The following is a 455-nucleotide window of genomic DNA, read 5'->3' as shown; positions in this document are numbered from 1 at the left end:
CCACGACACCAACCTCCTCGGCACCGTGCACGGCGGCGTGATCATGAAGCTGGTGGACGACGCGGCCGGCGCCGTCGCGGGCCGGCACTCGGGCGGACCCGCGGTCACCGCCTCGATGGACGAGATGGCCTTCCTGGAGCCGGTCAGGGTCGGGGACCTGCTGCACGTGAAGGCCCAGGTCAACTGGACCGGCCGGTCGTCCATGGAGGTCGGCGTACGGGTCATGGCCGAGCGCTGGAACGAGTCCACGCCCGCCACCCAGGTCGGCTCCGCGTACCTGGTCTTCGCCGCGGTCGACGCGGACGGCAAGCCCCGCTCCGTCCCCCAGGTCATCCCGGAGACGGAGCAGGACAAGCGCCGCAACCAGGAGGCCCAGATCCGCCGCACCCACCGCCTGGCCCGCCGCCAGGCCATCAAGGAGCTCCGCGAGCGCCGGGCGGCCGAGGGCTACGAGG

At 73.2% G+C, this 455-nt stretch carries 1 protein-coding gene; it reads left to right on the top strand.

The window, feature by feature from the left end; all coding sequences use genetic code 11:
- A partial coding sequence (locus OQ02_RS39285; protein ID WP_033443767.1) for an acyl-CoA thioesterase occupies window positions 1-455 on the top strand: 455 nt, incomplete at both ends.

It is taken from the genome of Saccharothrix sp. NRRL B-16314 (assembly GCF_000716595.1).
In the GTDB taxonomy this organism is placed as follows: Bacteria; Actinomycetota; Actinomycetes; order Mycobacteriales; family Pseudonocardiaceae; genus Actinosynnema.
This window is presented reverse-complemented; position numbering and strand designations above follow the sequence as displayed.